The sequence below is a fragment of the Bartonella sp. AP58NXGY genome (assembly GCF_042195785.1).
In the GTDB taxonomy this organism is placed as follows: domain Bacteria; phylum Pseudomonadota; class Alphaproteobacteria; order Rhizobiales; family Rhizobiaceae; genus Bartonella.
This window is the reverse complement of record NZ_JBHIOY010000001.1, coordinates 58,235-83,435: the sequence shown is the minus strand read 5'-3', so window position 1 is coordinate 83,435 and position 25,201 is coordinate 58,235. Positions and strand designations below refer to the sequence as shown.

Below are 25,201 nucleotides of genomic sequence, written 5' to 3'. Positions count from 1 at the left end.
TGAATTGTAAGGAGATGATAGGTTTTAACTATTAGATCTTTATATTTTTTCCAAATTAGATTGTCTTTTTGTTTCAGAAATTACGCAAATAGATATACGCAATATAGCCATCAAATCTGGCATACAAAAATCTAGAACAGTTCATACTACACTGAATCGTCTTGACATTTTTCTCAAACATAGAGTTACGCAGGGATGGGATGTTGATTGATAAGGAATAGAAAAAACAAAAGCTTTATGAGGAAGTTTATGCAAATCTTTTAATTTTGTGCTTCAAATGCCTCAGTCCAAGGTATTTTTCTCTTTTGAATATTAAAGCTCTTGTTTTTATAATGAAGTTACAGCACAACAAGAAAAATGGAATTATTTGAGGGGAAAAAAATAATGCCTTCTTACCGTTCAAGAATATCGACTCACGGGCGTAATATGGCAGGAGCCCGCGGTCTTTGGCGTGCAACAGGGATGAAAGATGCAGATTTTGGTAAACCCATTATTGCGATTGCGAATTCTTTTACACAATTTGTACCAGGACATGTCCATTTAAAGGATCTTGGGCAATTGGTTGCACAACAGATAGCCGTTGCTGGTGGTGTTGCGAAAGAGTTTAACACTATTGCTGTAGATGATGGAATTGCGATGGGGCATGATGGAATGCTTTATTCTTTGCCTTCACGCGAAATTATTGCTGATTCTGTAGAGTATATGGTTAATGCACATTGTGCGGATGCACTTGTTTGTATTTCTAATTGTGACAAAATTACGCCTGGTATGTTAATGGCTGCTTTACGGTTGAATATTCCAACAATCTTTGTTTCAGGCGGTCCTATGGAAGCAGGTAAGATTAAATGGAAAGATCAAGATCTAATGGTTGATTTGGTTGATGCCATGGTCGCAGCAGCTTCAGAACAGAATTCAGAAGAAGAAGTTGCTGAAATGGAGCGCGCTGCTTGTCCTACATGTGGTTCTTGTTCAGGAATGTTTACGGCCAACTCTATGAATTGTTTAACGGAAGCATTGGGGCTTTCGCTTCCCGGAAATGGATCAATGCTAGCAACACATGCAGATCGACGGATGCTTTTTGAAGAAGCTGGAAAACAGATTGTTACATTGGTCAAGCGTTATTATGAAGAAGATGATGAAACAGTTTTGCCACGCTCTATTGCTTCACGCAAGGCTTTTGAAAATGCAATGACCGTTGATATTGCCATGGGAGGATCAACCAATACAGTACTGCATCTTTTAGCAGCGGCGCAAGAAGGTGAGGTGGATTTTACCATGACGGATATTGATCATCTTTCACGTCGTGTTCCTGTTTTATGCAAGGTTGCTCCTGCTGTTGCGAATGTGCATATGGAAGATGTTCATCGTGCCGGTGGTATTATGGGGCTTTTAGGCGAATTGGATGCGGCGGGACTCATTGATACGTCAACTTATACGGTTCACGCAAAAACAATGAAAGAAGCTCTGTACCGTTGGGATGTAAAACAAACCAATGAACCAACAGTTCGTGCATTTTATCGTGCTGCTCCAGGTGGCATTCCAACCCAAACCGCTTTTAGCCAATCTAGTCGCTATGAGACTCTTGATCTTGATCGTGAAAAAGGTGTGATTCGCGATAGGAAACATGCTTATTCACAAGATGGAGGATTGGCAGTTCTTTATGGAAATCTTGCAAAAGATGGCTGTATTGTAAAGACAGCAGGTGTTGATCAGTCAATTTTAACCTTTAAAGGTCCAGCAAGAATTTTTGAAAGCCAAGATTCAGCTGTTTCAGCTATATTAACGGATAAGATTAAAACAGGTGAAATTGTTTTAATCCGTTATGAAGGTCCTCGTGGTGGACCTGGAATGCAAGAAATGCTTTATCCAACGAGTTATCTCAAATCTAAAGGATTGGGTAAGGTTTGTGCACTTGTTACGGATGGACGTTTTTCAGGGGGGAGCTCAGGGCTCTCGATAGGACATATTTCACCAGAAGCTGCTGAAGGAGGAGAAATTGCGTTGGTAGAAGAGGGGGATATCATAGAAATTGATATTCCAAATCGTAGCATTCATATATTGGTTGATGACATTGAAATGAAGCAGCGTCGTGCTAAGATGGAAGCAAAGGGAAAAGGTGCTTGGCAACCGGTTGAGAAGCGTCAGCGTAAAATTTCAAAGGCTCTCAAAGCTTATGCAGCGATGACCACATCTGCTTCAAAGGGTGCAGTTCGTAATATTTGATGAGATAAAGGATGCGTTTTAAGAGACATCTCTCAATGCTCCCAAGTTCATTTTATGATGGCATCCGTGAATGGTATAATGGTAGATTCCCCATCTTTACGCTTGAGAAGAAGCAAGCCGGCACCATCACACATTTGCCAGCTCATGGATGTTGCTACAATCCTTGGGATTCATAAGAGGCATTTGTATTATAGTTTTTCCCACACACTCATCCCGCTTGTGATGTGCAAGCAAGTGATTTTGATTGGTTTAAGATAAACAGGTTTGAAATGAAAGAATATTATTACGATATTTAGGGGGGGCTAATTCAAGTTGAATAACGCTAAACTTTAATTATAAATCAATGTATTGATTTATAAAAGAAAGAGTGTCCTCTAAGAGATTTTTTGGTATCTTTTGTACGATATTCTAAGCGGATAAGTTTATGAGCTTATCAGGATATTTTGAATTATCGTAAGTATGATTAAAAGGCGATGCATAAAATTTATAAAAGCTGCTGCGGATTTTTTTAGTAGTTGTGTAAGACAGGTGAGGTCGTATCAAGCGCTTTTCATATCATATTCTAGTTTTATGCAAGGTTATAATCTCTTATTACTCATCTTATGAAAGATATTTATTGTACTGGTGATATTATTTTGTTGGGTTATAAAACACTGTCATTGAGGCGCGGGATATAAGAAAGCTTTCAACATTTAAGTGTTTTTAACGTGTGTTGTGAATATTCTTAGGCTTGTTTGTCAAGTCCTTGTGTAAGTTAATTACATGAGTGGGAAGCTTAAGAGGAAGCCGCTAGAGTTGGGACTGTTTACAGATCAAATTCGAGTAGAAATCTTCGTCGTTTAAGGTTGGGAAGGATTTCAAAAGCTTTTTTTAGGAAAATAAAATGCAACTAGGATATCATTGATATACTTAATTATATGATTCATGTGGAAACAGTAAAAGAGTTCTTTATCATTTAAAATATAAAGAAAAGGCGTAATCTAGTGCACGTGAATTTATCATGCAAAAAGGGGTAGTATGATACACACAGACAGCTTTAAACCCAAGCTGTTGCTATGAGTAAGATAATATTGGGCGTGAAAAAGCGTAATTCATTAAACATGCATGTTGGCAAGGTGGAGGAGAATTCAAGATAATCGTTGCAAAAAATGAGTGTCTTGTAAAAAGAATCGATGTGGATCAATTTTTTGTATAAGCGCCAAGATTGATCTAAGGAAATATGAAATATAATGCATAGGATTTTTCCTCTAGATGCATTCTACTTATCAAAATATATTGCGTAGAAAAGCAATAGGAATAAGGTAAACAAATATTTGTACCAAAACATATCAAAAAAGGACACTTTATTTCCTATTAAGAAAGCTTATTTAATAAAAAATAACATCTGTTTTCTATAGGGGGGTACTCTCTTCAAGCTGTTTGAGGTGGTAAATTGTTTCTAAAGCTTGCTTAGGAGAGAGTTCATCAGGATGGATATTTTTTAAAGCTTCGTGAAGAACACAATGTTTGTTTCTTTCTTCATTGACAGGAGATGTTGCTTTAAGAGAAAAGAGGGGTAAATCATCAATGAGTTTATGCCCTTTTCCAGCCATTTCACCTTGTTCTAGTTGATGGAGGACATCTGTCGCTCGTGTAATAACGGCTGGGGGAAGTCCAGCAAGCTTTGCAACTTGTACACCATAGGAACGGTCAGCAGCTCCTGGTATGACTTCATGAAGGAAAACCACATCACCATCCCAATTTTTGACTTTCATGGTTACATTATGCAGTCTATCAAGTTTTTCGGTAAGCGCAGTCATTTCATGAAAATGGGTAGCAAGAATAGCACGACAATGGTTAACTTCATGGAGATATTCAACGGCTGCCCAAGCAATAGATAGTCCATCAAAGGTTGATGTTCCACGTCCTATTTCATCAAGAATAACAAGGGAGTGGTGACTTGCATGGTTGAGAATCGTTGCTGTTTCAACCATTTCCATCATAAAGGTTGAGCGCCCTCGTGCAAGATCATCGGAAGCACCAACACGGCTAAACAGACGATCAACGACGCCAATATGCGCTGAAGTTGCTGGAACAAAGGACCCCATTTGTGCCATAATAGCAATGAGAGCATTTTGCCGCAAAAAAGTTGATTTTCCTCCCATATTAGGTCCAGTTAAAAGCCAGATTGCTGCATACTGTTGATTTTTTTGTACAGAGAGATCACAATTATTGGCAATAAAGGGTTCTGCGGCTTGTTTTCGGAGTGCTTGCTCGACGACAGGGTGGCGTCCTGCTGTAATATGAAAGGTCAGTGAATGATCAATTTTAGGGCGGCAATATCCTTGTTCTTCAGCAAGATGTGCTAGAGCGACAGAGACATCTAAAATGGCAAGTGCTTCAGAGGCTTTACGAATAAAGTCAACTTGTTCGGTAATTTCCTGAACGAGAATATCAAAGATTTCTAATTCAAGCGTCAATGCATGGTTGGCAGCATGGGCAATACGGCTTTCAAGGTCAGCAAGCTCTGTTGTTGTAAAACGCATAGCGTTTGCCATTGTTTGGCGATGAATAAAACGTGCTTTAGCCTGTGGATTATTTGTGAGAGCAGATGCTTGTGTACTGGTTACTTCAATGAAATAGCCTAGAATATTATTATGCTTTATTTTAAGTGTCTTAATATCTGTTTCTTGGGCATATTGCGCTTGAAGTTCAGCGATAACGCGGCGAGATTCGTCACGTAAAGCCCGCATTTCATCGAGTTCTTTATGATAATTGGAACGAATAAATCCCCCATCACGTTTAAGCAGTGGGAGATCATCAGCTAATGCTTGCTCTAAATGAATGTATAAAGCTGTGGGTAAGTTTGAGAATATCTGCTGTACATCACTTATTTCTTGAGGTAGGAGCTCATTATTAAGGAGTTGATGCAGTTCACGAATGATTTCAAAACCGCGTTGGATTGTCGCCATATCACGGGGTCCTCCTCGTCCAAGAGCCAAACGTGAAACGGCGCGGGGCATATCTGGTCCCCCTTTTAAAATAAGCTTTATCGCTTCTGCAAGAGAAGGATTACGTAGAAAAAAATCGATAGAATCCAAACGCGTATCAATCGCTGAAGGAGTGGTGAGGGGAGCAATAAGGCGGTCAATAAGAAGGCGTGACCCTCCTCCTGTTACAGTGCGATCAATAGCTTTTAATAAACTTCCATCCCGTTGACCTGATGTCGTACGAATAAGTTCAAGGCTTAATCTGGTTGCAGCATCAATAAAAAGAGTCGCACTTTCATTTTGGCGCTCAGGCTGCATGAGGGGAGGACGATGCGTGATTTGTGTTTTTTCGATATAACGAATAGCCGCCACAATTGCAGAGAGTTCGGAACGTGAATAATCGGCAACACCCTCAAGAGTTGAGAGTTTAAAATAGTTGCAAATATCACGTTCAGCGGTGAGTGCATCAAAGAGACAAGCAGGTTGAGGTGAAACGATACGATCAAGAACACTAAAAAGTGATTTGTGAGATTTATCATGAAAAAATGAATCGGCAACAATGATTTCTTGTGGATCCACACGCATAATATCTGCCAAAAGTTTTTCTTGGCGGCTTTCTGTTACACGAAATATACCTGTTGAGATATCAATCCAAGAAAGAGCAAATTCCTCTCCATCACTGGCTTTTATACGGGAAAGTGTCATCAAATAATTTGCGCGTGTTGGATCAAGGAGTTTTTCTTCTGTTATTGTTCCAGGTGTTACAAGACGAACAACATCACGCCGAACAACAGATTTTGAGCCACGTTTTTTTGCTTCAGCAGGATCTTCTATTTGTTCACAAACAGCAACTCGGTAACCACAAGCAATCAGTTTTTGTAAATAATCATCTGCAGCATGAACGGGAACACCGCACATAGGAATATCTTGTCCTAAATGTTTTCCGCGTGCCGTGAGTGTGATTCCTAAAGCCTGAGCAGCTTCAATTGCATCATTAAAAAATAATTCATAAAAATCCCCCATTCTGTAAAAGAGAAGGGAATCGTGATTGATGGCTTTGATTTCTATGTACTGCTCCATCATAGGTGTAAGACGTTCTTGAGAGGAAGCAGATGAGGAGGCAGGCTGTGGAATTAAATTATTTTTATCGTTGTTTTTTTTATCCATTTTTATGTGGCCTGTTCCCTTTCAGTGAAGCTTTTAGTCTTTTTTTGTTTACTTCGATATTTATTTATCTCTAAATTGCAACGTATCATCAGATTTGCTAAGGCAAGAATAGCGGTTTCTAACATATGAATCAAATTTAATGACTATACGCATTATCAAGCAAAATTTACACTGTTTTTGGAGAAAATAAAGTGAGATGAAAAAAAGCGAGCAGGATCAAAAAACACCTCAAGTGATTTATAGTGCTAGTGAGCGAGAAGCTCTTGATTTTCATAGTCGTGGTCGACCAGGAAAGCTTGAGATTGTTGCAACAAAGTCTATGGCAACACAACATGATTTAGCACTTGCTTATTCACCAGGTGTTGCGGTTCCAGTTAAGGCAATTGCTCAAAATCCAGCACTCGCTTACGATTATACAGCAAAAGGCAATCTTGTTGCTGTTATTTCAAATGGTACAGCTATTTTAGGGTTAGGCAATTTAGGTGCTCTTGCCTCTAAACCGGTCATGGAAGGCAAAGCAGTGCTGTTTAAGCGTTTTGCGGATATTGATTCCATTGATTTAGAAATTGATATAAATGATACGGAAAGTTTTATCAATTTGGTGCGTCATTTAGAACCTTCTTTTGGTGGAATCAATCTTGAAGATATTAAGGCACCTGAGTGCTTTATGATTGAAAGCCGCCTACGCGAGGTGATGAATATTCCTGTTTTTCACGATGATCAACATGGTACAGCGATTATTGTTGCTGCGGGTGTTCTCAATGCTTTGACTTTAACAGGGCGCGATATGCAAAATACGCGGTTAGTCTGTAATGGTGCTGGTTCTGCTGGGATTGCTTGTATTGAACTGATTAAAGCAATGGGCTTTCGTTCTGAAAATATCATATTATGTGATACAAAGGGTGTGGTCTATGAAGGTCGTAAAGAGGGAATGAATCAGTGGAAATCTGCGCATGCTATTCGAACGGATAAACGTACGCTTATGGAAGCAATGGAAGGAGCAGATATATTTTTCGGGGTTTCTGCTAAAGGTGCCCTTACCCCTGAAATGGTAAAATCCATGGCGCCGCAGCCGATCATTTTTGCTATGGCCAATCCCGATCCAGAAATTACGCCGGAAGAGGTTATGCAAGTGCGTCATGATGCTATTGTTGCAACAGGGCGTTCCGATTATCCAAATCAGATTAATAATGTTCTCTGTTTTCCTTATATATTTCGTGGTGCGCTTGATGTGCGTGCAACAGTTATTAATGAAGACATGAAGATTGCTGCGGCAAGGGCTCTTGCCGATTTAGCGCATGAGGAAGTACCTGACAGCGTTGCAGAAGCTTATCGTGGAAAGCGATTAAAATTTGGTCCTAATTATATCATTCCCGTTCCTTTTGATCCGCGTTTGTTCACAGTTGTTTCAATAGCGGTAGCAAAAGCAGCAATGGAAAGCGGTGTTGCACAAAAGAACATAGATGACTTAGAGGCCTATGAGCGCGATTTGAATGCGAGGCGTGATCCTACTTCTTCGATAATGCGTGGGGTTTATAACCATGTTCGTCAAGCGCCAAAACAAATTGTTTTTGCAGAAGGTGAAGAAGAACAAGTTATGCGGGCAGCCGTTTCTTATGTTCATCAAAAATTAGGACAAGCGATTTTGGTTGGTCGGGAAGAGCAAATAAGAGAAGCAGCAGTTATCGCTGGAATTGATTTGGAGCGTGAAGGTATTTCTATTATAAATGCCAAGCTTTCTTGCCGTACAGATGCTTATGCGAATTATCTTTATAAAAAGATGCAGCGTCAAGGCTGGCTATTGCGTGATTGTCATCGTCGTATCAATAATGATCGCAATTATTTTGCTGCGTGTATGGTGGCACTAGGAGATGCTGATGCAATGGTTACAGGGGTGACACGCAATTATGAAACAGCGTTGATCGATATACGTCGGGCAATTGATGAAAAACCAAAAGAACGATTGATTGGTATTTCAATGGCCATTTGCCGTGGCCGAACTGTGTTTATTGCCGATACAGCTGTTTATGAAAATCCTAATGCTGAAGAATTTGCTGATATAGCGGAACAAACAGCTTCATTTGTACGTGGATTTGGGTATCAACCACGGGTAGCATTTTTAGCATTTTCTACGTTTGGCTACATGAAAGGGCAGACGACGCAGCAAATTCAGGATGCGATTAATATTTTGCACGAACGCAAGGTTGATTTTGAGTTTGATGGAGAAATAAGCGCTGATGTGGCGCTCAATTCCAAATTGATGCAGCAATACCCATTTATGGGATTAACAGAGACTGCTAATATTTTAGTTATGCCTGGATATCACGCGTCTTCCATTGCCAGCAAAATGTTACAAGAACTTGGTGAAGCAACCATCATTGGTCCTATTTTAATTGGATTGGAAAAATCTGTCCAAATTGTACCATTTAGTGGAAGCGATACAGATGTTGTCAATATTGCAATGCTTGCGGCTTATCATGCCGCAAAAGCCGTCTAAAGGAAAAAAGCCCCTAATATACCAATATATATCAAGGGGCTTTTTGATAGCAAAAGAATAAACTTTTTAAGAGGGCTGTATTTGACTGTCTTTTTGTTCTTCAGCAAGACGCTTTTGGAAGAGTGCTGCAAAATCAATAGGATCAATCCACAAAGGTGGAAAACCACCATTTTGAGTAGCATCAGATATAATTTGGCGAGCAAATGGAAATAAAAGACGGGGACATTCAATAAAGACCAGAGGCATAACATGTTCTTGTGGAATATTTTTAAGGTGAAAAACACCACCGTAAATCAGCTCTACATGAAATAAGATTTCAGTATCATCATTAGCTTTGACGGAGAGAGACAAAACGACATCATAATTGTCATCACCAATTGGGTTGGCATTGACATTGATGTTGATATCAATTTGTGGTGATTTTTCACGCGCACGCAATGAATGAGGAGCGCCTGGATTCTCGAATGAGAAATCTTTTAAATATTGAGTTAATACAGCAAAAATCGTCTCTCCACCACTGTTGTTCATTTCACCTTCGGCCATGCTACAAACCTCTCTCATTATAATATGTACATTTATTTTAGATCTAAAGGTTGAACTGGTTATCACGCCTTACAGAAGGTTGCAAGGAATGCACTCTTTATCTTGAATATTTTTTTAGTTCGTTACAGATCTTTTAAGCATTTTAATGGTTATCATCATTTTTGCGCCATGGAGATTCTGTCGTATCATGAATTTTATAATCTTCTGCGTTAAGGTCAATTATTTTTTCAGAGTTATTTTTTCTTTTAGTACTTTGATTCATTTTGTTTTTTAATGATAAAAAGAAATGCCAAGCAACAGAGCGAATTGGTTTAATAAGAAGTAATATTCCCAAAAGATCAGTTACAAAGCCAGGAAGAATAAGTAAAATCGCACTGAACATAATGAAAGCATCATTAATAATATTATTTTCTAACGTGCGTCCTTGGATAAGTTCAGTTTGTATGTTTTTTAAAAGGCTAATCCCTTGAATTCGCAATAAAACAACCCCAACTATGGTTGTGAGAATAACCAAACTCAAAGTTGCCAAAATACCAATTTCTTGACCAACAAAGATAAAACTAGCGATCTCGATTAAAAGAATGCAAAGAAAAATAACAACAAAAAAACGAGGATTTATAGAATAAAGTTTTATCACATGAAAATTTCCTTCTGGGTGAGTAGGGGAGAAATTCTTAAGAGCACTCCGTTTAAATATAAAATCTATAAAAATATTTGAATGATAGGATTCCTTATTTTACATATTTATTGATAAATGGTATTGACTGCAATGTTTATTAGAGACTTAAGCTTTGGAGATTGATAGCGCCTATGGAATTTGACGTTATACTTGTCATAGCTCTTGTTGTTATGGTTGTTGTTTTTGTGCAACTCCGTAATGTATTAGGGAAACGAATTGGGTTTGAAAAGCCACCCTTTGATCCTTATTCACGACGTTCTAAAAAACAAGGTGAAGCAGAAACGGCTGATAATATTGTTTCGTTCCCTCATCAGAAAAATTCACAAAAAGACGACTTTAGTGAAATTGATAAAATTTCACCGGAGGGGAGTATTTTAAATAAAAATTTGCGGGAATTGCATAAAATTGATCCTCATTTTTCTCCTCAACTTTTTATAAAAGGTGCACAAATTGCGTATGAAATGATTGTAACAGCTTTTGCCAAAGGTGATCGCAATCAACTTAAAAGCTTGCTTTGTCAGGGTGTTTTTGAGAGCTTTTGTACGGCTATTGAGCAACGAGAAAAAAACAAAGAAAGAATAGAGTTTACTTTTGTTGGAATTAATAAGATTGAGTTTGTCGCGGCGGCAATACAAGAAAAAGACGAACTTTTAACGATACGTATTGTCAGTGAGATGATTTCTGTTACTTATAATGAACAGGGCGAGCGTATAGATGGTGATCCTGATGCTATTGTAGAGATTAGGGATATTTGGACTTTTGTTCGCAGTAGCTTATCATCAGATCCAAACTGGAAGCTTTTTGCTACAGAAGATGAAAATTAAAGTATTTTTAGTTTTTCTTCCATAAGCATTCAATGATTTATGAGAAATTAAAATGTCCTCAAATGAATGGAGACAAAAAAGATATTTATTGGCTTCACAAGATCGCCTTTTATGGGAGATGGTTTGTCGTACAATAACACCGCTTCACGGTAAGATGCTCTCTTCTACTTCAGAAACTATTGCAAATATTAATGATAAAAAACAGCCTATAACTCAAATCTCCTCATTGTCTCAGGAAAATCAACAACCCTCGACAATTATTAAAAGAGAAAAGAGGGCAGTTACACAAGCACAAAAGGTTCATTTCTTTGATCATGTTGCGCATCGTAAAATTTCCCAAGGTCGTTATCCTCTTGAGGCGCGTCTTGATCTCCACGGTTATATGCAGGAAGAAGCTTATTTTTTCTTAAAAAAATTTTTACAATCCTCTCAGCAGAGAGGATTGCGTTATGTTCTTGTGATTACAGGAAAAGGACGATCCGTTGGGAGCGATGGAGCTTTGTATAGATTTGTTCCGTATTGGTTATCAACACCATCTTTTCGATATTATGTCCATGCGTTTGAGCAAGCAGCGCGTCAACATGGCGGTGAAGGTGCGCTTTATGTTTGGTTGCGGCGTTTCGTATCGGGAAAAGAAATGTGATGTTATTGTGGTCGTTTCAGGTTCAATATTGATTTTATAAGATTTCGTATGTTTCAGGTTATAGAAAAGATGTGATAATGTACTGATTAATAATGATAATTAATTATTTCCCATATATTGCGCAAAAACCTTAAATACAATATTCCCTTATTTTTTAATTTTCTTATAAAGACATTGTTTTACACTCTCTCATTGCCTCATACTTTTGTTTTTTACAGATTTAATGTGATAACAGCACTCACGAAAAACAGAATGTTTAAGGCAGAACATACTTATGTTACATATTCACATGCTTATTAAAAAGCAATCTCCATGAGGTGTATAAAATTCATTGTATACCACCATCTTTACACTTAAATATAAAGTGCAAGGTTGGATATTCTAACGTGATTTACCAATTCCCAATATGGCGACAGCCCTTGAATCTTCCTTAGTACTTGAGAAAGTTTATAAGCGGTATGCCTTTCTTTAAGTGTTTTTACTCTACACGGCTCTCATCTCGTTTGTGATGTGCAAACGAAAGATTTTTATTAATTCAATATAAGAAGACTTAAAATGAGAGAGTCTTATCATATTTGCGGATCTAATTCAGGATGTAAAATGATAAATTGTTTTATAAATCAATGCATTAATCTATTAAGTATATGAAGAATAAAAACATGAGAAATTGAGAAACTACGTTATTCAAAAGATATTGCTATGGATAGTTTTAAAAACTGTGTAACTGAATTAAAGAGAATCGTGAAAATAAATAACAATAAACACTTTATAACACCTAGCCGCACACTCGCATCAAAAGATACAATTTAGATGAATGTTTTCATGAAGAAATTTTTTCATTCATTAAAGGGCAAAACCCTTTCTCATAATAATTAAAAATAATGAGGCGTAGAAGTAGAATATGAGATTCTACTGTGGGCATTATACTCTTATTCGCCGTCTTTCAGATATTGGTTGAAATGCTAGCTTCGCATGAAAGGCACAGTAGGGACTATTTTCATCAGAATCGGCACCACAAAAATGAAAATCTGCTGATAATGGATCACCAACTGGCCATCTACATGTATTTTCACTCAATTGTAGAAGATTAAGTTGACGTGATATAGGGACAACTACATTGGGTTTTGTAGACATATCAACTTCTTTTACATCTTCCGCTAAAAACTCTGTTTTTAAAGTTGTTTCTTCAATACTTACAGATGATGTGTTTATTGGCGATACTGTGGATGTGTTGCGACGCACACGCGGAGATGATGGGCTGCTGCTTCCCACAGGAGTTTTTTGCGAACGTGCGCTTCCTTGTGTTGTCTTACCACGACCTGGTAACTTTAATCGATGTACTTTGCCGATGACTGCATTTCTGCTGACCCCACCTAATTGAGCAGCAATTTGACTTGCACTTAACCCTTCACTCCAAAGCTTTTTAAGAAGCTCAACGCGTTCACATGTCCAACCCATACCAGCACTCCATTCCGATTACGTCACTGAGATGCTCTCCCCCTTTGCATCTTCAAATGTTTCAATAATGTTTTCATTGCACTGAATGAAAGAACTTTACACTCTAAACGAGCATAAAAAAATCATCCAACCTATGGAACTCACAAATCAAAACACATCATTCTTTTCACTATATCATAAATTACAATATGCACTCACTTTATGACAAGAGTCTTTGCCTTTTGAAGAGTTTATTTAGAATGTTTTCCCCAACTTGCCAATCAATCATAGGTTAAGCTTTCACTTTTGTTTAGGTTTTTTTCCAAAACGCTTATTTATAGAACCTTCATTGACTTTTTTTCAATTGGTGTAATGATCTATTCCATAGGTGTAATCATTAATCGCAATGAAAGTTGAAAGCACCGTAACGAAATGTACCATGTTGTTTTATTTGTAGTGTTGCTTTGTATATATATTGAAAAGGTTAAAATATAAAGGAAATTATGATGGACACCATCTCTGTACAACCACTTTATGAATGCTTCGCACGACGAAATTTGCATTTTGAACAAGGGCATGGTGTATGGCTTATTTCCGATAAAGGAGAACATTATCTTGATTTCACATCTGGCATTGCTGTTAATGCATTAGGGTATTCACATCCAAAATTGGTTGATACACTCAAAATACAAGCTGAAAAGCTTTGGCATGTTTCCAATCTTTTTCAATCTCCTGAACAAGCAGCTCTTGCTACGCGGCTTTGTGCAAATAGTTTTGCAGATAAGGTTTTTTTCTGCAATTCAGGCACTGAAGCATTAGAATGCGCATTTAAAACAGCGCGTCATTATTACTATGCCGCTGGTCATTCAACACGCATTGAAATAATTACTTTTGAAGGGGCATTTCATGGACGTACACTTGCAGCACTTGCTGCGACTGGGCATGAAAAATATCTTGAAGGCTTTGGACCTAAAGCTGGTGGATTTATTCAAGTCCCTTTTTGTGATGAAATCGCTTTGCGTAACGTTATTAATAAAAATACCGCCGCTATTCTTATTGAACCTATTCAAGGAGAAGGAGGAATACGAACGGTCCCTCATGAATATTTAAGATTTTTGCGCAAAATATGCGATGATAATGGTCTGTTGTTGATTTTGGATGAAGTTCAAACAGGCATGGGACGAACAGGAAAACTTTTTGCCTATGAATGGAGTGATGTCACGCCTGATATTCTTACCCTTGCAAAAGGACTAGGAGGTGGATTTCCATTAGGCGCTTGCCTTGCAACGGATAAAGTTGCAAAAAGTATGACACCTGGGACCCATGGATCAACCTTTGGAGGCAATTTGCTTGGAATGGCTGTAGGAAATAGTATTCTTGATATTTTGTTAGAGCCAAGTTTTCTCAACCATGTTCAGCGTATGGGGGATAAATTAAAAAATGGACTTTTGCACATTCTCAATATCTATCCTGATATTATCTGCGCAGTTCAGGGGATGGGGCTTATGATGGGCGTTCAGTGTGTTGTGCCTTCAAATCTTGTTGTTAATGCTTTGGAAAGTGAATATCTCTTAAGTGTTGCTGCCAACAATAACGTTGTGCGCTTATTGCCTCCTCTTATTATCAAGGAAGAAGAAATAGATGAAAGTTTGCGTCGTATTGAAAAAGCAATAGCTTATCTTTCGAAAATAAATAAGGACAGACAAATATCACACACATGACAAATGCTCTTCGTCATTTCACGGATTTATCCATTTTAACGCCGGCAATGGCACGTGCATTAATTGATTATGCAAAAAGCCTTAAAGCATCTTTTAAAGCAGGAAAAGGTTCAAAACCTTTTATAGGTAAAACGCTCGCGATGATTTTTGAAAAACCATCCACACGAACTCGTATTTCATTCGATATTAGTATGCGCCAGCTTGGGGGAGACACAATTATGCTTACGGGCTCAGAGATGCAGCTTGGTCATAGTGAAACCATAGCTGACACAGCACGCGTTTTATCCCGTTTTGTAAATATTGTGATATTGCGAACAACAAAACATCAACGTATGCTCGAATTAGCACAATATGCACAAATTCCTGTCATTAATGCTCTTACAGATGATACACATCCTTGTCAAATTCTAGCAGATATCTTAACCTATGAAGAACATCGAGGGCCTATTACGGGTAAAATATTTGCATGGATGGGAGATGGTAATAATGTGCTCCATTCCTTAATTGAAGCCGCAGCTCTTTTTGATTTTCATTTGCGTATTGCTACTCCAAAGGGCAATGAACCACAGGAAAAATTTATAGATTGGGCACGTGAACGAGGAGCGTGTCTTACGCTAACCCATAATCCCCAAGAAGCGGCTCAAGATGCTGATTGTATTATGACCGATACATGGGTCTCTATGGGACAAGAATTTCGTGCTCGCAGTCATTCTATTTTTCAGCCTTATCAAGTTAATGAAGCTCTCATGAAATTAGCAAAATCTGACGCTCTTTTTATGCATTGTCTTCCTGCTCACCGTGGTAAAGAAGTTGTCGATACTGTGATTGATGGACCGCACTCTGTCGTTTTTGATGAGGCTGAAAATCGTCTTCATGTTCAAAAAGCAATTCTTTCTTGGTGTTTACAAGATGCGTTTTTCTCTCCACAATAGCCTCCCTACAACAAATTATATAAAAGGCAAAACCATGAGTGAAAAAGCTAGAGATGAAGCCTCTTTCAACAACATCTACTTAGATGAAGATGATACTGTTATTCCTTTTCAAGTTGAAGAACTTGATATCCGTGGACGTGCCGTGCAACTTGGGGAAACTTTAAATTCTATTCTCACAAGACATCAATACCCTGAACCGGTTTCTTATCTTTTGGCAGAAGCTTTACTTTTAACGGTTCTGCTTGGAACTTCTCTAAAGCTTATGGGAAAATTTATTTTACAAACCCATTCTGATGGACCAGTTAATATGTTGGTATGCGATTTTTCGCCTCCATCCAGTTTACGCGGATACGCTCGTTTTGATAAAGAACAGCTTAAACAAGCCATAGACAATGGTCAAATCTCTTCAGAAACACTTTTAGGAAAAGGCACTTTAGCTTTTACGATTGATCAAGGTCCCCACATGCAACCCTATCAAGGGATAGTTGCATTAGAGGGATCAAATTTACAAGAAGCTTCTCGTACTTATTTTGATCAATCAGAGCAAATTCCTACCGATATTCGTTTGGCTGTTGCCATATTAATTAATCGTGACCAACAAGGAAAACCGCAGAAAAGCTGGCGAGCTGGAGGTATTTTGACCCAACTTTTACCCCAAGAATCGTCTCATCATAAAATAGATGCTCCTCATCAAAAGCGAGAAGAAAAGAAAACCAACATCCAATTGGATAACCAATGGCAAGAAGCTAAAATACTCATGAAAACGATTGAAAGCGCAGAATTAACAGATCCCCAAGTGGGTAGTAAACAGTTATTGTTTCGTCTTTTTCATGAACAAGGTGTTAGAGTTTTTAATTCTTTTTCTCTTGTTGATCAATGTTCTTGTTCATGCGAAAAAATTAAAGGAGTCCTAGAAGGTTTTCCTATTGATGAACGCAATAAAATGGTTAAAGATAACTATATTTCAGTTACATGTGAATTTTGCTCAAAAACGTATCGTTTTACACCGCAAGAATTCTTGGAAGAAAAAACATAATCAAGCATTTTTTACAAAAAATGATGATTGCAATAAAAGCCTATTTTATTTGCGTCATAAAAGTTCGCGCATAAGCTCATATGAACTTCTAGAATATTTCTTTGCTTAGCTTTTTTCGATGTATGCTAATGATCTTTCTTTGACAATCAGTATTTACATCATACAGGACCTTAAATATACTAATAAATTGATTTATAATGATAATTTATCGTTTTGCATGTTGAATTAGAGCTCTGAATACTGTAGAATTCTCTCATTGCAAACTTTTTTATGTTGCATCAATTAGAATCACTTGCTTGCACGTTATACGTAGGGTTTGCGTGGGGATAAAAGCACGAAAAAAGGCGTCAAATGCCTCTTATGAATCGTTTCAAGTGCCAAGGCTGTGTCGTAATACCCAAGATCTGGAAAAGTATGTTATGATAATGACTTACAACTTTATATTAAGATATTAAGCGTAAAGATGGTGGTGCTCTATAAAATGGCATGCATAGCATGGTGAAACCGGATGTTCTTACTTACAAGTCTGCATTGTTATATTTTTCAACTTAAAATATTACCAATTATTTTCATGTTTAGACGATTCATAAAAGGTATTTTTAGCCTTTTCCTAGACATTTTTTAATTCAACATAAAGAAATTTAAGAAAATCTCATAGTATTCGGTGTTTTCATTTACTAGATAAAAATGATAAATTTTATTTAAAATCAATATCTTGTAATGATTAAAAGCATCTTTTTTCGAGTGTTTTCCACAGGTTGAACAGTAGAAAAATAATTAAAATACGTTATAAAAATTTCACGACATACACACTTGAAAAAAGATATATTCATGCAAAACGTAGAAAGAAAAATACCTAAATTAAAAAAGATAAGTATGAAATTGTTAATCTAGAACGCACCAGTAGCAATAGATGAATCACAATGCAAAACGCATTAATCCGTGCTGGATACGGAGTAACTCTATCTGAAAAAGAATTGTGATGATAGCTATTTCTAAACTTAATAATGCTAAATATCATTGCTCAAATGATGTGCCAACAACGTATAATAGCTGCTGAATATGCAGAATTAGCTAAATACGAAATGCGCACTGCCTATGAAACATTTCAAAGTGCCTCTAAAAAATTATATCAACGATCTATTACGTTTTATGAACCCGCTTACACTCGCAAAGGTAAATCTATTTCTTCAACAGAAGTTAAAATGAGGTGGGATAGGCAAAAACACTATCAAAAAGATGAAGGATGGGTTGAACTTTATTGGTGTCCAAAATTAGTACCGTATTTAACGAATATCAAGAAGCAATTTATCAACTTAAACAGGTCTCAGCGCTTCATTCTATCTATTCATGGTGTTTATTAGAATTATTAACGCGCTGCAAAGATTCAGGTATTGCAAGTATACAATTGATGATTTTTGTATTTCAATGGATTGCACAGAAAAATAATGCCAAAACTTTAATAACATTAAACGTTGTATTATTGAAGCAGCCATTACAGAACTAAACAAAAAAGATGGGTGGAAAATTGGCTGGAAGTCCATCAAAACTGAGAAGAAAGTTACAGCAGTTGAGTTTAAATTTAAAAAGGATCCGCAAGGGAAATTATTATAATAAACAGAAACAAATATATCCACAATCATGATATTTTGAGAAGTTTCTTATAGCCGCTAAAATCGAGCAAATATCGTTTTTTCGATATGTATTTTGCATCTTAAAATTACGTTTTAAAATAAAACATATAATTGCACCTTCAAAAATCTTTCAAAGAAAGACATTTTCAGGAGTGTATAAATAAAATGTGCTTTTTTAGTTTGTGATGTTTTTTAAAAATGATCTTTATAAACTAAAACTATCTTTTAGACTAAATAAAGCTTTGTGAGAGCCTTTCAGTTTTAAAACGTGAGTTTTTATTTCATTGAATGCATTGTAGGGTTAAATTTAGCGTCAACAGAGACTTTTTTTATTTGATCATGATTTGGGAGCCGCATGAGAAGGACAAAACAATCTGTTTGGTTCTAGATTAAGGACGCCATTAGGTGCCTTCGTAGGTGTTTCCTTGATCCTAAAAAACTAGGATTGTTAGCTCCTTCGATAAACGCGGATCTGAGTTTATGATTTTTGTGAATGTACAGAGAGTTTGAGAGGAGTTAGTCTCTCACTTTATTGATGTATGTACGAACGAAGAGAGTTCTATATCGAAATTTGACTTACGTTTTATTCTCTCAGATATACTGAATATTTATGCGAATAAATTGAATAATGCTAGTTGCGTAACGCTACATTACACATCTTATCGCTGCCGTCATTTTTTTGAAAAATTTGGAAAAATATTGTACATTTTAAACATACTTTGAAATTAGATGTTGTTAAATTACTTTTTTCTATTGATGCTTTTATTCTAGTAGAAGTTTTCTTTTCAAAAAGGAACGGTTTTTCAGTTAAAAGATCTATAAGTCTTCAACATAATTTTAGTTTTTCTTGTTTTTTATTAAAATCAATATGTCGATATTTTATTCATCTTCTGTCATGATCGCTTGTTCAATTTTAGGGAGAATTTTTTTTTGATAAATTTGCCATGTTAAGGGACCAACATGTTTGGCAATAATAATGCTCTCTTTATTCAAGAGAAAAGTTTCTGGTGGTCCATACACCCCCCAGTTAATAGCTGTATATCCTGAATCATCAAAGCCAATAAATTTAAAAGGATTACCAAAACTGTTTAAAAAGCGCAGGGCGTTTGCTTTGTTATCCTTATAATTAATGCCAATTAGATCAAAACGTTTATCTTGTGCAATTTTCATAAGAAGAGGATGCTCTTCGCGACAGGGTAAACACCAAGAACCCCAAAAATTGACCAATGTGACACGTCCTTTAAACTGTTTTGAATTGAGATAACTTGCTTGATCAAGGAGAGGAAGATAAATATTGGGGGCAGGCTTTTTAGCCAATGCGTTTGGGAGAAGAGCTGGATCTTGAGGGTATTTTTTATCCATAAAATTGAAAAAAAACACCATGAGCAGAAGAAAAAGCACAAATGGTCCAAAAAGAACAAACAAAACAGGCAAAGATATATTTTTTTTAAATTTTGGAGGGATGTTTTTCATTCTATTTTTCTTTTTGTGGCAGCTCTTTGTTGTTTAGCTGTTGGAGAATTTTTTTCTGGTAGAGGGCTTTGCAAAGAATATATCCAATAAGAAAGAAGAGGGATATTGCAGAGAGCATATAGCTTAAAATAACAATTTGCTCGTGTTTAAGGGTTCCAAGGAAAAAATCAATTTTCAAAGATAGATTTCCTAAAAGTCCGTTTTGGATGCCATTTAGGTCGAGCATGATGAAGAGTCCTGTTGTTGTGCACGACGGGATTTTTTCATCTGAAGTATTTGGATATAACGATGATTGATTTCATTTCGCATAGCCATCAAATAGAGCGTAATAAACATAAAGATGAAACAAAAGAGCATTGTTATAAGGGGCCATAACATAGCATTGTCGATTGTTGGTCCTCCAGCGCGTAACAATGATGCTGGTTGATGCAATGTATTCCACCAATTAACAGAAAATTTAATAATAGGGATATTAACAAATCCAACAAGTGTAAGAATTGCAGTAGCACGCGCGGCTTTTATTTGATTGTCGAAAGCTCGTCCAAGCAGGATAATAGCAAGATAGATAAAAAGCAGAATTAAAACTGATGTTAACCGAGCATCCCAGACCCACCATGTTCCCCATGTAGGTCTCCCCCAAAGTGCTCCTGTCATGAGAGCCAAGGCGGTAAAAATTGCCCCAATAGGCGCTCCACATTTAAGTGCCACGTCAGCAAGATGATATTTCCAGATCAGATTTCCTAATGCCGCTGCACTCATCGTTACATAGCAGAATGTAGATAACCACGCAAAGGGTACATGAAGGTACATAATCTTAACAGTAATGCCTTGTTGATAGTCATCAGGGGAATGCATCACTAGAATAAGCCCTAAGATAAGGAAACACAATGTTATGCCGGCCAACCAAGGTAAGGCGATACTGCTTATTTTCATGAAAAGGGTGAAACTTGCAGGGAGTGACCTGATTTTATATGTACGAGATAGTTTATTCATAAAATCCATAATAGGCAGAGTTTTGCTATGCGGCAATCATCTTTTATTATTCTGATAAAAGTTTAAGCGTTATCGCAGCAACAAAAGAGCTAAAGAGACTCAAAAGAAGTGAAAAAGCGCTGAGAAGAGCTAGGGATGTAAGAAAAGAGGTATTTGGGTTTATTGGGGCTGTAGCAGCGGAAACACCAAAAATCATAATTGGAATGATCCACGGCAAGATAATGATGAAAATAAGAAGGGTACTTTGCAACAATGAGGTTGCCAATGCTGCTCCTATAGCGCCAATAAAAATAATGGCTGGTGTTCCGCATAAAAGGGTAAGTATTGTTGTAAAAGTTAGCGTGACATCTAAATGGAGTATGATGGCTAAAATAGGCGTAGCAAAAATGAGCGGAAGCATTGTTCCTACCCAATGGGCAAGGCATTTAGTAAAAACAATCAGTGTAAAACTTTGTCTTTGTCCTGAAAGGATAAATTGGTCGAGATTGCCATCATCACGATCAATTTGGAACAGTTTGTTCAGATTAAGGAGTCCTGCGAGAAGGGCTCCAAACCACAATATACCTGGTCCTATTTGTGCAAGAATTTTGAGGTCTGGTCCAATGGCAAAGGGGGCTATGACAACAACAGCGATGAAAAATAATAGTCCTGTTAGTGAAGAGGCTTGTGGCGCTAATAATAGTTTAAGATCACGCCAGAATAATGCTTTCATTTTATTCTTTCCTAGAGAGGTAAAAATTTTTCCAGAGCGATTTTATGGTTTTCTGGAATACCTAGAGAATTATGAGTTGCGGCAATAATCATACCACCTTGATTTAGATGACGTTGGAAAATACGGGCAAGGAGTTTTTGAGCATGGTTATCGAGACCAGATATTGGTTCATCCAAAATCCAAAGAGGACGATAGGAGAGTAAAAGGCGGGCAATAGCTACGCGTCTTTGTTGTCCAGTTGACAGAGTGTTAAAGGGTAAATGTTCAAGATCAGAAAGACCAATATCGGCAAGTGCTTCATGCACAAAGCGTAAGTGTTGACCGTAAAATTCTGCCCAAAATTGCAAATTATCAATGACAGATAAGAGAGGTTTCATAGCATTTTGAGGACCAAGATAATGACACGCAGTTGCAACAGGGTATATTTGTTCATGATCTTTAAGTATTATATGGCCTTCAGCAGCTTTAAGAAGACCAACAATGATTCGGAGTAATGTTGATTTTCCGATACCATTTGGTCCACTGATTGTCATAAGTTGCTGTGGAAATAAACAAAAAGAAAGACCTTTAAATAGAATTTCCTCGTTTCTGTAAGCAGCTAAGTTTTTGCCTGATAATACCATGTGATTGCCTATTTTGCTTTTATTTTCATATTTTTATTGCATTATAGAATAAAAAACACGTTTTTTATGCAATTGTACCTAGAATAGTTCTAGAAATAGTTCTATAAGGAATGCCTTACATCAATATCTGGTGTAGAATGGTTTTCAGCGCTGATTTCCGCATTTGCCTATGAGAATGTGGAGGGGGAAATGGATAGCGGAGGTATTGCGTCTGCGCTCAAGCTGCGACCTTGACTCGTAGTTTGTGTTGTTCATTCCTAGAAATTGGGTGGTTTTTAGTATGAGGGTGGACAGTCATGACTCAAATTGATAGCTTTAATTGTCGCAGAACGTTAAATGTTGGTGGCAAAGAATATACTTATTATAGCTTAATCGAAGCAGAGAAGAATGGACTTGAAGGTATTTCTCGGTTGCCGTTTTCGATGAAAGTTATTCTCGAAAATTTATTGCGATTTGAAGATGGTCGCACGGTTAAAAAAGAGGATATCCTCAATGTTGCTAAGTGGTTAAGCGACAAAGGGAGCGCTGGGGCAGAAATTGCCTACCGTCCTGCACGTGTCCTTATGCAGGATTTTACAGGTGTTCCCGCGGTTGTTGATCTTTCTGCAATGCGTGATGCTATGGTCAAACTTGGCGGTAACGCTGAAAAAATCAATCCTCTCATCCCTGTTGATCTCGTCATAGATCACTCAGTTATTGTTGATGCTTTTGGCAATTCCATGGCTTTTAAGGAAAACGTTGAGCATGAATATGAACGCAATGGTGAACGCTATCGTTTCCTTAAATGGGGGCAACAAGCCTTTCAAAATTTTCGCGTTGTTCCTCCAGGAACAGGGATTTGTCATCAGGTTAACTTAGAATATTTAGCACAATGTGTATGGATGAAGAATGAAGAGGGCTGTGAGACGATTTATCCTGACACCTGTGTGGGAACCGATTCGCATACGACTATGGTGAATGGTTTAGGTGTTTTAGGTTGGGGTGTTGGTGGTATTGAAGCAGAAGCGGCAATGTTAGGCCAACCTGTTTCTATGTTGTTACCTGAAGTGATTGGTTTTCGTCTAACAGGGAAACTTAAAGAAGGTGTAACCGCCACCGATCTCGTGTTGACGGTGACCCAAGTGTTACGCCAAAAGGGTGTTGTTGGTAAATTTGTTGAGTTTTTTGGTCCTGGTTTGGAGCATATGACGCTTGCTGATCGGGCTACGATTGGAAATATGGCACCTGAATATGGAGCAACGTGTGGTTTTTTCCCAATTGATAAGGAGACAGTGCGTTATCTCAATATGACAGGGCGTGATGAAAATCGGATTGCCTTAGTGGAGGCTTATTCCAAAGCACAAGGGATGTGGCATGACGAAATGGGGGCTAATCCCATTTTTAGTGACACAATTGAATTAGATATGGAAACCGTTGTCCCTTCTATGGCTGGTCCTAAACGTCCTGAAGGGCGTATTGCATTGGAAAGTGTTGGGCAGGGTTTTGAGAAAGCATTGGTCGAAGACTATAAAAAAACGTCTGGACAAGATGAGCGCTATCAGGTTGAGGGTGAAGAATATACACTGAGTCACGGTGATGTGGTGATTGCTGCGATTACTTCTTGTACGAATACATCGAATCCAAGTGTTCTTATTGCAGCAGGTCTTTTGGCACGAAATGCTGTAGCAAAAGGTCTCAAGAGTAAACCATGGGTAAAAACTTCTCTTGCACCTGGGTCACAAGTCGTTGAAGCTTACCTTCAAAATTCGGGTCTACAAAAAGATTTAGATGCGTTAGGATTTAACTTAGTAGGGTTTGGGTGCACGACATGTATTGGGAATTCTGGTCCTTTACATCCAGCTATTTCCAAAACGATAAATGACAATGGTGTCATTGCAGCTGCAGTTCTTTCAGGAAATCGTAATTTTGAAGGGCGTGTTTCCCCTGATGTGCAAGCCAATTATTTAGCTTCACCACCGTTAGTTGTTGCACATGCGCTCATTGGGACGGTGTGTAAAGATTTAACCAAGGAGCCTCTTGGTGAAGATTCAGATGGTCAACCGATTTACTTGAGAGATATTTGGCCAACATCTCAAGAAATACAGGCCTTTATCGAAGAAAATGTGACGCGTAAGGTTTTTGCTGAAAAATATGCAGATGTCTTTAAGGGAGATGAAAATTGGCAAAAAGTTCAGATCCCTACGGGGTCTACCTATTCTTGGGATGAACAATCTACCTATGTACGCAATCCACCTTATTTTGATGATATGCAGAAAACTCCTAATGCCTTGCCAGATATTAAGGATGCACGGATTTTAGGTTTATTTGGTGATAAAATCACGACAGATCATATTTCTCCTGCAGGTTCCATTAAGGCAGCTTCTCCTGCAGGAAAGTATTTAATGGATCATGGTGTTAAAGTGGCGGATTTTAATCAGTATGGAACACGTCGTGGGAATCATGAAGTTATGGTTCGTGGGACCTTTGCCAATATTCGCATTCGTAATTTCATGCTAGGAGAAAATGGTCGAGAAGGAGGGTATACGGTTCATTATCCGTCAGCGGTAGAACAAACCATTTACGATGCAGCAATGGCGTATAAACAAGAAGGTGTTCCGCTTGTTGTTTTGGCTGGTATTGAATATGGGAATGGATCATCACGTGATTGGGCAGCCAAAGGGACCAATCTTCTTGGTATAAAAGCAGTGATTGTGCAGTCTTTTGAAAGGATTCATCGCTCTAATCTTGTTGGTATGGGCATTGTCCCTTTTGTCTTTGAGGAGGGGCTAAGTTGGAAATCTTTAGGCTTAAAGGGAGATGAAAAGGTGACAATTGAAGGGATTCATAATTTGAAACCTCGTCAAAAGACAGTAGCGATAATTACTTTTTCTGATGGTACGGTAAAAACTGTTCCATTGTTATGCCGCGTTGATACTGAAGATGAGCTAGATTATTTACATCATGGTGGAATTTTGCAATATGTCTTGCGTAAGTTAGCCGTTTAAATACCTTTGTTTGTTGAGGAGTGTCTTTAAACTATAGAACTATAAAGTTGCAGATCAAAGATTTTGACTTCGTTTTTTATCTCTATCTTTGAAAATTTAATTGACGTTGGC

General features: G+C 37.6%; 18 protein-coding genes and 1 pseudogene. 10 read left to right on the top strand and 9 right to left on the bottom strand.

All coding sequences use genetic code 11. The features are described 5' to 3' along the window. The first annotated feature begins 384 nt into the window (after nt 1–384). Nucleotides 385–2,223 (top strand): dihydroxy-acid dehydratase, encoded by a 1,839-nt coding sequence (gene ilvD, locus ACFINC_RS00300; RefSeq protein WP_375615599.1) that lies wholly within the window; start codon nt 385–387, stop codon nt 2,221–2,223. A gap of 1,391 nt (nt 2,224–3,614) precedes the next feature. On the opposite strand, the gene mutS is transcribed toward ilvD, so the two are convergent. After that, nucleotides 3,615–6,359 carry a DNA mismatch repair protein MutS gene (gene mutS / locus ACFINC_RS00295; RefSeq protein WP_375615598.1) on the bottom strand — a complete coding sequence of 915 codons (2,745 nt, stop codon included), beginning with the start codon at nt 6,357–6,359 and terminating at the stop codon, nt 3,615–3,617. Between the two features lie 196 nt (nt 6,360–6,555). Between mutS and ACFINC_RS00290 the strand changes: the two genes are divergently transcribed. After that, nucleotides 6,556–8,856: an NADP-dependent malic enzyme gene (locus ACFINC_RS00290; protein ID WP_375615597.1), complete on the top strand. Its 2,301-nt coding sequence runs from the start codon at nt 6,556–6,558 to the stop codon at nt 8,854–8,856. Nucleotides 8,857–8,922: 66 nt separating this feature from the next. On the opposite strand, the gene secB is transcribed toward ACFINC_RS00290, so the two are convergent. Beyond that, complete coding sequence (secB, locus tag ACFINC_RS00285; RefSeq protein WP_375615596.1) at nt 8,923–9,399, bottom strand: protein-export chaperone SecB; 477 nt, start codon at nt 9,397–9,399, stop codon at nt 8,923–8,925. 142 nt (nt 9,400–9,541) lie between these two features. Then, nucleotides 9,542–10,036, bottom strand: a complete 495-nt coding sequence (locus tag ACFINC_RS00280) for an FxsA family protein (RefSeq protein WP_375615595.1) — start codon at nt 10,034–10,036, stop codon at nt 9,542–9,544. A gap of 173 nt (nt 10,037–10,209) precedes the next feature. On the opposite strand from ACFINC_RS00280, the gene ACFINC_RS00275 reads away from it, so the two are divergent. After that, nucleotides 10,210–10,902, top strand: a complete 693-nt coding sequence (locus ACFINC_RS00275) for a Tim44/TimA family putative adaptor protein (protein ID WP_375615594.1) — start codon at nt 10,210–10,212, stop codon at nt 10,900–10,902. Nucleotides 10,903–10,954: 52 nt separating this feature from the next. Further along, complete coding sequence (locus ACFINC_RS00270; protein ID WP_375615593.1) at nt 10,955–11,545, top strand: Smr/MutS family protein; 591 nt, start codon at nt 10,955–10,957, stop codon at nt 11,543–11,545. A gap of 921 nt (nt 11,546–12,466) precedes the next feature. Here the strand turns inward: ACFINC_RS00270 and ACFINC_RS00265 are convergent. Further along, complete coding sequence (locus tag ACFINC_RS00265; RefSeq protein ID WP_375615592.1) at nt 12,467–13,003, bottom strand: GcrA family cell cycle regulator; 537 nt, start codon at nt 13,001–13,003, stop codon at nt 12,467–12,469. A gap of 485 nt (nt 13,004–13,488) precedes the next feature. Here ACFINC_RS00265 and ACFINC_RS00260 point away from each other — a divergent pair, with 485 nt between their 5' ends. The 5 genes and pseudogenes from ACFINC_RS00260 to ACFINC_RS00240 form a co-directional block, all read left to right on the top strand. Then, nucleotides 13,489–14,703: an aspartate aminotransferase family protein gene (locus ACFINC_RS00260; protein WP_375615751.1), complete on the top strand. Its 1,215-nt coding sequence runs from the start codon at nt 13,489–13,491 to the stop codon at nt 14,701–14,703. After that, nucleotides 14,700–15,635, top strand: coding sequence for an ornithine carbamoyltransferase (gene argF, locus ACFINC_RS00255; protein WP_375615591.1), 936 nt, complete (start codon nt 14,700–14,702; stop codon nt 15,633–15,635). Before ACFINC_RS00260 ends, argF begins: the two co-directional genes overlap by 4 nt. 34 nt (nt 15,636–15,669) lie before the next feature. Continuing rightward, nucleotides 15,670–16,671 carry an Hsp33 family molecular chaperone gene (locus tag ACFINC_RS00250; protein WP_375615590.1) on the top strand — a complete coding sequence of 334 codons (1,002 nt, stop codon included), beginning with the start codon at nt 15,670–15,672 and terminating at the stop codon, nt 16,669–16,671. Between the two features lie 1,028 nt (nt 16,672–17,699). Beyond that, on the top strand, nt 17,700–18,035 hold the full coding sequence (locus ACFINC_RS00245; protein WP_375615589.1) for a replication initiation protein: 336 nt from the start codon (nt 17,700–17,702) through the stop codon (nt 18,033–18,035). A gap of 100 nt (nt 18,036–18,135) precedes the next feature. Then, a pseudogene (locus ACFINC_RS00240) lies at nt 18,136–18,285 on the top strand (hypothetical protein); the annotation flags it as partial. 899 nt (nt 18,286–19,184) lie between these two features. Here the strand turns inward: ACFINC_RS00240 and ACFINC_RS00235 are convergent. The 5 genes from ACFINC_RS00235 to ccmA are packed head-to-tail and all read right to left on the bottom strand — an operon-like array spanning nt 19,185 to nt 22,106. Continuing rightward, nucleotides 19,185–19,778: a DsbE family thiol:disulfide interchange protein gene (locus tag ACFINC_RS00235; protein ID WP_375615588.1), complete on the bottom strand. Its 594-nt coding sequence runs from the start codon at nt 19,776–19,778 to the stop codon at nt 19,185–19,187. A 1-nt stretch (nt 19,779) separates the two neighbouring features. After that, on the bottom strand, nt 19,780–20,004 hold the full coding sequence (locus ACFINC_RS00230) for a hypothetical protein (protein ID WP_375615587.1): 225 nt from the start codon (nt 20,002–20,004) through the stop codon (nt 19,780–19,782). Continuing rightward, the gene (locus tag ACFINC_RS00225) at nt 19,992–20,771 is read right to left on the bottom strand and encodes a heme ABC transporter permease (RefSeq protein ID WP_375615586.1); all 780 of its coding nucleotides are present in this window, start codon (nt 20,769–20,771) and stop codon (nt 19,992–19,994) included. Before ACFINC_RS00225 ends, ACFINC_RS00230 begins: the two co-directional genes overlap by 13 nt. Nucleotides 20,772–20,817: 46 nt before the next feature. Beyond that, the gene (ccmB, locus tag ACFINC_RS00220) at nt 20,818–21,483 is read right to left on the bottom strand and encodes a heme exporter protein CcmB (RefSeq protein ID WP_375615585.1); all 666 of its coding nucleotides are present in this window, start codon (nt 21,481–21,483) and stop codon (nt 20,818–20,820) included. 11 nt (nt 21,484–21,494) lie between these two features. Then, entirely contained in the window at nt 21,495–22,106 is a 612-nt protein-coding gene (ccmA, locus tag ACFINC_RS00215) for a heme ABC exporter ATP-binding protein CcmA (RefSeq protein WP_375615584.1), read from the bottom strand. 296 nt (nt 22,107–22,402) lie between these two features. On the opposite strand from ccmA, the gene acnA reads away from it, so the two are divergent. Then, a complete protein-coding gene (acnA, locus tag ACFINC_RS00210) occupies nt 22,403–25,090 on the top strand; it encodes an aconitate hydratase AcnA (RefSeq protein ID WP_375615583.1) in 2,688 nt (895 codons plus the stop codon). Nucleotides 25,091–25,201: the final 111 nt, after the last annotated feature.